Raw genomic sequence first — 7,231 nt, 5'->3', positions numbered from 1 at the left:
GCACACGGCCACGCCCGGCAGCCCCGCGACCGCCGCACGCACGGCCGCCACCGCCGCCCGGTGGGCCGCGCTCGGGCGGGGCAGCGACTGCGTCCAGCGGACCACCGCGTGCCCGGCCAGCGCGTCGGCGGTCAGCGGCACGCCGAGCAGGGTGGACGCGTCGGCGAGCGCGACGTCGAGCAGCGCGTCGGCCGGCGGGACGCCGTCGGCGCCGCCCGCACCGGACGCCGGCGCACGCCCGAACGACAGCCGCACCACGTGCCGGCCCGCGGGGGCCGTGCGCGCCAGCCAGCCCCACTTCGCGGTCGCGTGGGTGAGGGCCTTGGCCGTGACGTCCGCGACGCCCGGGCCGACGAGCACGCCGGTGCCGCGCGGCGCGGCGTCGAGCGTCGGCGCGTCGAGGACCAGCGTGACGAGCGTGACCGGCACCCCGTCGTCCGTGGCGACCGACGTGAGGTCCGCCGCGCCCAGGCCCGCGAGCAGCGCCGGCGCCTGGGGCGTGGCCAGCAGGACGCGCGGCGCGCGCAGCTCACCGGTGGCGGTCGCGGGCGCCGCCGTCGTCGCGGCCGCCTCGGTCCCCACGACCAGCGTCCCGTCCGCGTCCCTGACCAGCGACGTCGCGCGCGTGCGCGTCAGGACGACCCCGCCGTGCCCCGTGACGTCCGCGACGAGCGCGTCGACGATCCGGTGGATCCCGCCGCGCAGGCCCTGCACCGCGCTGCCCGCCGGTGCCGACGCGCGCAGCGTCCGCACGCCGCGGGCGAGCGAGCCGCCGGCGTCGGCCCGCGCGGCGGCCAGGCCGGGGGCGACGGTGTCGGTCGCGAGGTCGTCGGGGTCGGCCGCGTGCACGCCGCCCACGACCGGGTGGACGAGCCGGTCGGCCACCGCGTCGCCCATCCGCGCCCGGACCAGCGCCCCGAACGTCGTCGCGCGCGCGCCCACCCGCGCCGGCAGCACGAGGTCCAGCGCGGCCCGCAGCGCACCGCGCGTGCCGAGCGTGCGGCGCACGTCGGCGGCCAGCGGGTGCGCGGGCACGCCGAGCAGCCCGGTGCGCGGCAGCGGGCCGTCGCCGCTGGTCAGGTGCACCCAGGCCCCGCGCGGCTCCGGCGTCACGACGTCGTCGCGCAGGCCGAGCTCGTCGAGCAGCGTCGCCACCGCGCCGCCCCGGGTCGCGAAGGACTCGGCGCCCGCGTCGAGCCGCAGGCCCGCGACGTCGTGCCCGCGGACCGCCCCGCCCGGGGCGTCGCGACCGTCGACCAGCACGACACGGCGCCCCGCCCGGACCAGGTCACGGGCGGCGACGAGGCCCGCGACGCCGGCGCCGACGACGACGACGTCCCAGGCCTCGCCGGCGCTCACAGCGAGTGGACCAGCTCGACGACGCGCGTCAGGACGGTCGGGTCGGTCTCCGGCGGCACGCCGTGGCCGAGGTTGACGACGTGCCCGGGAGCGGACCGGCCGCGCTCGACCACGTCCCGCACGTGCGCCTCGAGGACGTCCCACGGCGCGCCCAGCAGCGCCGGGTCGACGTTGCCCTGCAGCGGCGTCGTCCCGCCGAGCCGCCGCGACGCCTCGTCGAGCGGGACGCGGTAGTCCACGCCCATGACGTCGGCGCCCGCGTCGCGCATCGCGACCAGCAGCTCGCCCGTCGCGACGCCGAAGTGCACGGCCGGCACGCCCAGCGACCGGACCAGCGCCAGGACCTGCGCGGACGCCGGCGCGCAGTGCGCCGTGTAGTCCGCGAGCGACAGCGCACCCGCCCACGAGTCGAACACCTGACCGGCGCTCGCGCCCGCGCGCACCTGCGCCTCGAGGAACGCGCCCGTGACCTCGGCGGTCCAGGCCATCAGCGCGTCCCACGTGGCCGGGTCGGCGTGCATGAGGCGACGCGCGGCGAGGTGGTCGCGCGACGGGCCGCCCTCGACGAGGTACGCGGCGAGCGTGAACGGTGCGCCCGCGAAGCCGACGAGCGGCGTGCTGCCGAGCGCCGCGACCGTCCGCTCGACGCCGGCCGTGACGGGCGCCAGGCGCTCGGGCGTCAGCGGGCCGAGGTCGCGCAGGCGGGCGACGTCGTCGGCCGTCCGCACGGGCGACCCCATGACCGGGCCCACGCCCGACCGGATCTCGACGTCCACCCCGACCAGCCTGAGCGGCACCACGATGTCGGAGAAGAAGACCGCCGCGTCGACGCCGTGGCGCCGCACCGGTTGCAGGGTGATCTCGGCCGCGAGGTCCGGGTCGAGGCAGGAGTCGAGCATCGGGATGCCGGCGCGCACCTCGCGGTACTCGGGCAGCGAACGGCCGGCCTGACGCATGAACCACACCGGCAGCCGGTCGGGGCGGCGACCGGAATACGCCGTCACCAGCGGCGAATCGGTGGTGCGCCCGTCGACGAGCGGATGGTGTGCTGAAAGACTCACGCCACCGATTGTGCCGGACATTTCTCGGGATGATTGAATCGAGGACGTGGTGCTGCTGTCCCTCGTCGCGAGCCACCACGACCTCGACCTGACCGTCCTGGAGCGCCTGCAGTCCGACGTCCACGTGGTCGGCAAGGACCTCGTGGCCGCGACCCCCGCCGTCACCGGTGCCGTCGTCCTCGCGACGTGCAACCGGTTCGAGCTGTACCTGGACGTGGACGACGTCGCCCACACGCCCAGCGCCCGCCGCGCCGTCGCCGACGCCGTCGCCGCCCGCTCCGGCTACGCGCCCGAGCAGGTCGCCGAGCACCTGCGCCCCCTCACCGGCACCGACGCGAGCGAGCACCTCTTCGCCGTGGCGTCCGGGCTCGAGTCGATGGTCGTGGGGGAGCGGGAGATCGCCGGGCAGGTCCGTCGCGCCCTCACCAGCGCGCGGCAGGACGGCACGACGACGTCCACCCTCGAGGCCCTGTTCCAGGCGGCCTCGCGCGCGTCGCGGTCCGTGGAGACCGCCACCGGGCTCGGCGCCACCGGGCGGTCGGTCGTCGGCGTCGCGCTGGACCTCGCCGAGCGGACCCTGCCCGGCGTCGACGGGTCCGCCGACTGGTCCGCCGTGCGGTGCGTGCTCGTCGGCACCGGCTCGTACGCCGGCGCCAGCCTCGCCGCGCTCAAGGCGCGGGGCGTCCGTGACGTGCGCGTGTACTCGCCCAGCGGTCGCGCCGGGCCGTTCGCCGCCGCCCGCGGCGTGCGGGCGCTCCCCGCGGGTGCCGACCTGCTCGCCGAGCTGCGCGACGTCGACCTCGTCGTCGCGTGCAGCGGCGCCGCAGGTGCCGTGCTGGGCGTCGACGCCCTCGCGGCCGCGCGCCGCGGCGAGGCGCGCCCGCTGACGGTCGTCGACCTGGCCCTGCGCCACGACGTCGACCCCGACGTCCGGTCGCTGCCCGGCGTCGCGCTCGTGTCGCTGCAGTCCGTCGCCGAGCACGCCCCCGCCGAGCACGCCGCGCTCGACCAGGCCCGCGCGCTCGTCGAGCGCGCCGCCGAGGAGTTCGAGGCCGACCGCCGCGTCCGCGACTGGGACCCCGCCGTGGTCGCCGAGCGCACCCGCGTCCTCGGTGCCCTCGAGACGGCCCTCGCCGCCGTCCCCGACGACGGGCGCGACGAGCGCCGCGCCCGGTCGCTGCGCCGCAAGGTGCGCGCACAGCTGCACGCGCCGACGGTCGCCGCCCGTGCGGCCGCCCGCGCCGGCGACGCCGCCGCGTACGCCGCCGCCCTGGCGGAGCTCGCGGCCGTCGACGTCCCGGACGTCAGCCCGGCCACCACCCGCGGCTGACGCGGGCGACCGCTCGCGGCTGAGGCGGGCGACGGACCGACCACCACGGCACTGCGACCGGCGGCACCTGCGCGACTGCCGCCGCCGCCGCGCCGCCGAACCGGCGTCGCGCAGCGATCCGCCGCCGCCGCCACGCAGCCGAACCGGCCGTCCTGCAGCGATCCACCGCCGCCGCCACGCAGCCGAACCGGCCGTCGTGCAGCGATCCGCCCCCGCCGCCACGCAGCCGAACCGGCCGTCGTACAGCGATCCGCCGCCCCGGTGCTGCGCAAGGGCCGGGTCGCGTACCGGGGGGGGGCGGCGGCTTCGGTGGCGCTGTGGCCCCGGCCGCCGGAGTGGCTCGTCATGGCCGGGTCGTGGAGGTCGAGCTCTCGAACCGGTCGTTGTGCAGGCGTCGGCCGCCCAGGTGCTGCGCGACGGCCGGGTCGCGTGCCGGTGCGCTGCCGATCCGGCGGTTGTGCAGCTGCCGAGTGTCGTGGTGCTGCGCGAGGGCCGGGTCGTGCGGGGTGAGCCCCCGGTCCGTCCTCCGGTTGCCGCCGCCGCAGGAGTCGCGCGTCACGGCCGGGTCGTGGGGGTCGGGCCCTCGATCCGGTGGTTGTGCAGGCGTCGGCTGCACAACGTGCTGCGCGACGGCCGGGTCGCGCGCGTCGGCCCGGCGCACCGCGGAGGGCCGGTCCGTGGTTGTCGGGGAGGCCGGCGGCGAGACCGCACGCGGCGAGCGCCGCGCCCGTCCGGGCGTGGGACGAAAAAGCGCACCGGGCCTGGTCGGGGGGGAGGACCAGGCCCGGTGCGGTTCCGGGGTCAGCGCCCGTGAGGGCCTGACGTCGGCACGGGCGCTGGTGAAGCGCTGTCCGTGCCGGTGCTCATCGATCCTAGGGGATCAGAGCGTGGGATGGGAGAGTTTCCACACATTCGTCCAGATCGACGTGTCGGCGCAGGTCACCAGGTTAGGAGTGCGCCCAGTGCCGCTGCTGCGCGGCCGGGCCGGGCGCCCACGTGTGCGGGACGACCTGGTTGGTCTGGATGTCGGTGAGCTCGGCGGCGTAGACGATGGCCTCGTACACGCCGGCCTCCACGCGCTCCAGGTGCAGCCGCTCGGCGCGCTCGATGTCGTCACCCAGGTGCGAGATGCGCGCGACGACGTACCGCTGCGCGTCCTGCCACTGGTCGACGACGCGCACCGACAGGCCGTTCCAGCGTGCCGTCAGGTCGAGCTCGAACAGCTCGGTGACGTCCTCGCGAGCCACGCGCCGGTACCAGCGCCCCGACGGCGACTGGTGGAAGCCCGTCTCGGCGAGCGGGGGGTTCGCCAGCGCGAGCACGACCGTGTGCCCGCCGTCGACCACGTCCGCCTCGAGGTACGCGCCGTGCCACTTGGCGACGGGCCCGACGCAGCGGGACAGCGACGCCAGCGCGGCGCGCGGGGCGCCGAGCTGCGTGACGGTCCAGCCGGTGCCGACGTCGCCGTAGCGCGCGAGCAGCGTCGACGAGCCGTCGTCGTGCACGCGGATCAGCTCGGCGCCCGGGGGGATGCGGGAGTGGCGGAGCCACCACAGCGGGACGATGTAGCCCGGGACGTCGCGGTACTGCAGCTGCGGCGACGACTCGAACCGCAGGATGTCGATGTACCGGTCGTACGGGCTGAAGGGTGAGCCCGGGTACCCCAGGCCGTGCACCTCGAACAGCTGGGCCGGGGTGGTGGCGAACGCGACGTCCTCGGCGCGGACCACGTACCCGGCGATGCGGTCGTGGCCCTGCGTGAGGTGCGCCTGGGTGAGCGCGGGCGTGATCGCCTTCTGCATCAGAGTCACGGGCGGGCTTCCTTGCCGTATCGGACGGAGGGGGAGGATTCCGACGGACGCGACGATTCTGACCCGCAACAGGGCACATGTCCAGGTTTGAGCGGGTCCGATCGGTACCGCTCCCACAGACGAGCACCCGTTTACGCCGTCCGGGTGAGGCGAACGGGGGACGAAACGGGCGTGCCGTGACAGTCCGGACGGACTACTGGTCCAGGTGGGCGACGAGCTCCGTCGCCAGACCGGTGTACGTGCCCGGGGTGAGCGCGGCGAGGCGCTCGGCGACGTCGACGGGCAGCCCGAGGCCCGCCACGAACGTCCGCATGTCGTCCGCGGTGAGGCGTCGCCCGCGGGTCAGCTCCTTGAGCCGCTCGTAGGGGTTCTCCATGCCCACGACCCCGGCGACGGACGCCGCGCGCATCGCCGACTGCACCGCCTCGCCGAGGACCTCCCAGTTCTCGTCGAGCTCGCGCGCGAGCAGCGCCTCGTCGACGGCGAGCGCGCGCAGGCCGCGGCGCACGTTGTCGATCGCGAGCAGCGAGTGCCCGAACGCGGGGCCGATGTTGCGCTGCGTGGTGGAGTCGGTGAGGTCGCGCTGCAGCCGGCTGGTGACGAGCGTCGAGGCGAGCGTGTCGAGCAGCGCGGACGAGAGCTCGAGGTTCGCCTCGGCGTTCTCGAAGCGGATCGGGTTGACCTTGTGCGGCATCGTCGAGCTGCCCGTGGCGCCGGCGACCGGGATCTGCGTGAAGACGCCCCGGCTGATGTACGTCCACACGTCGGTGGCGAGGTTGTGCAGGACGCGGTTGAAACGGGCGACGTCGGCGTAGAGCTCGGCCTGCCAGTCGTGCGACTCGATCTGCGTGGTCAGCGGGTTCCACGTGAGGCCGAGGTGCTCGACGAACGTGCGCGAGACGAGCTGCCAGTCGGCGTCCGGCACGGCCGCGAGGTGCGCGCCGTACGTGCCGGTCGCGCCGTTGAGCTTGCCGAGGAACTCGTCGCCCTCGATGCGGCGCAGCTGGCGGCGCAGGCGGTGCGCGAGCACGGCGAGCTCCTTGCCGAGCGTCGTCGGCGTCGCGGGCTGACCGTGCGTGAGGGCGAGCATCGCGCGGCCGGCGTGCTCGGTGGCGAGCGCCGCGACCTCGTCGACGAGCGCGACCGCGGCCGGGAACCAGACGTCGCGGACCGCGCCCCGCACCATGAGCGCGTAGGAGAGGTTGTTGACGTCCTCGCTGGTCAGCGCGAAGTGGACGAGCTCGTTGACCTGCGGGAGCACGGTGTCGGCGCGCAGGGCCTGCGGCGCCGCGGCGATGCGGCGCTTGAGGAAGTACTCGACGGCCTTCACGTCGTGCACGGTGGTGCGCTCGATCTCGGCGAGCTCCGCGACCTCGGCGGCGCCGAACGTGGCCACGACGTCCCGCAGGTACTCCTGCTCGTCGACCGCGAGCTCCGGCGCACCCGGCACCACGCCGTGGTCGGTCAGGTGGATGACCCACTCGACCTCCACCTCGATGCGCGCGCGGTTGAGCGCGGCCTCCGACAGGTGGTCCACCAGCGGCGCCACGGCGGGGCGGTACCGCCCGTCGAGCGGCCCGAGGGCGATGGACGGCGTGACGTCGGCGAGGCGGACGCGCGCGGAGGCGTCGACGGGCGAGGTCATGGGAGGAAGTCTCCCAGAGCGGGAG

The 7,231-nt window shown here is 76.2% G+C and carries 6 protein-coding genes; 1 reads left to right on the top strand and 5 read right to left on the bottom strand.

Translation table 11 applies throughout. The features are described from left to right. A partial coding sequence (locus tag AB6N23_RS07530; protein ID WP_412865471.1) for a protoporphyrinogen/coproporphyrinogen oxidase occupies nt 1–1,359 on the bottom strand: 1,359 nt, incomplete at its 3' end. After that, a complete protein-coding gene (gene hemE / locus AB6N23_RS07525) occupies nt 1,356–2,441 on the bottom strand; it encodes a uroporphyrinogen decarboxylase (RefSeq protein ID WP_412865470.1) in 1,086 nt (361 codons plus the stop codon). The genes hemE and AB6N23_RS07530, both read right to left, overlap by 4 nt. Before the next feature lie 25 nt (nt 2,442–2,466). Here hemE and AB6N23_RS07520 point away from each other — a divergent pair, with 25 nt between their 5' ends. After that, nucleotides 2,467–3,750, top strand: a complete 1,284-nt coding sequence (locus AB6N23_RS07520) for a glutamyl-tRNA reductase (protein ID WP_412865469.1) — start codon at nt 2,467–2,469, stop codon at nt 3,748–3,750. Nucleotides 3,751–4,093: 343 nt separating this feature from the next. On the opposite strand, the gene AB6N23_RS07515 is transcribed toward AB6N23_RS07520, so the two are convergent. From AB6N23_RS07515 to purB, 3 genes are all read right to left on the bottom strand, one after another. Beyond that, nucleotides 4,094–4,309 carry a hypothetical protein gene (locus AB6N23_RS07515; RefSeq protein ID WP_412865468.1) on the bottom strand — a complete coding sequence of 72 codons (216 nt, stop codon included), beginning with the start codon at nt 4,307–4,309 and terminating at the stop codon, nt 4,094–4,096. 388 nt (nt 4,310–4,697) lie between these two features. Then, entirely contained in the window at nt 4,698–5,552 is an 855-nt protein-coding gene (locus AB6N23_RS07510; RefSeq protein ID WP_378198749.1) for a hypothetical protein, read from the bottom strand. A 202-nt stretch (nt 5,553–5,754) separates the two neighbouring features. Then, nucleotides 5,755–7,206: an adenylosuccinate lyase gene (gene purB / locus AB6N23_RS07505; RefSeq protein ID WP_412865466.1), complete on the bottom strand. Its 1,452-nt coding sequence runs from the start codon at nt 7,204–7,206 to the stop codon at nt 5,755–5,757. Nucleotides 7,207–7,231: the final 25 nt, after the last annotated feature.

This window comes from Cellulomonas pasadenensis (assembly GCF_047229365.1).
In the GTDB taxonomy this organism is placed as follows: Bacteria; Actinomycetota; Actinomycetes; order Actinomycetales; family Cellulomonadaceae; genus Cellulomonas.
This window is presented reverse-complemented; position numbering and strand designations above follow the sequence as displayed.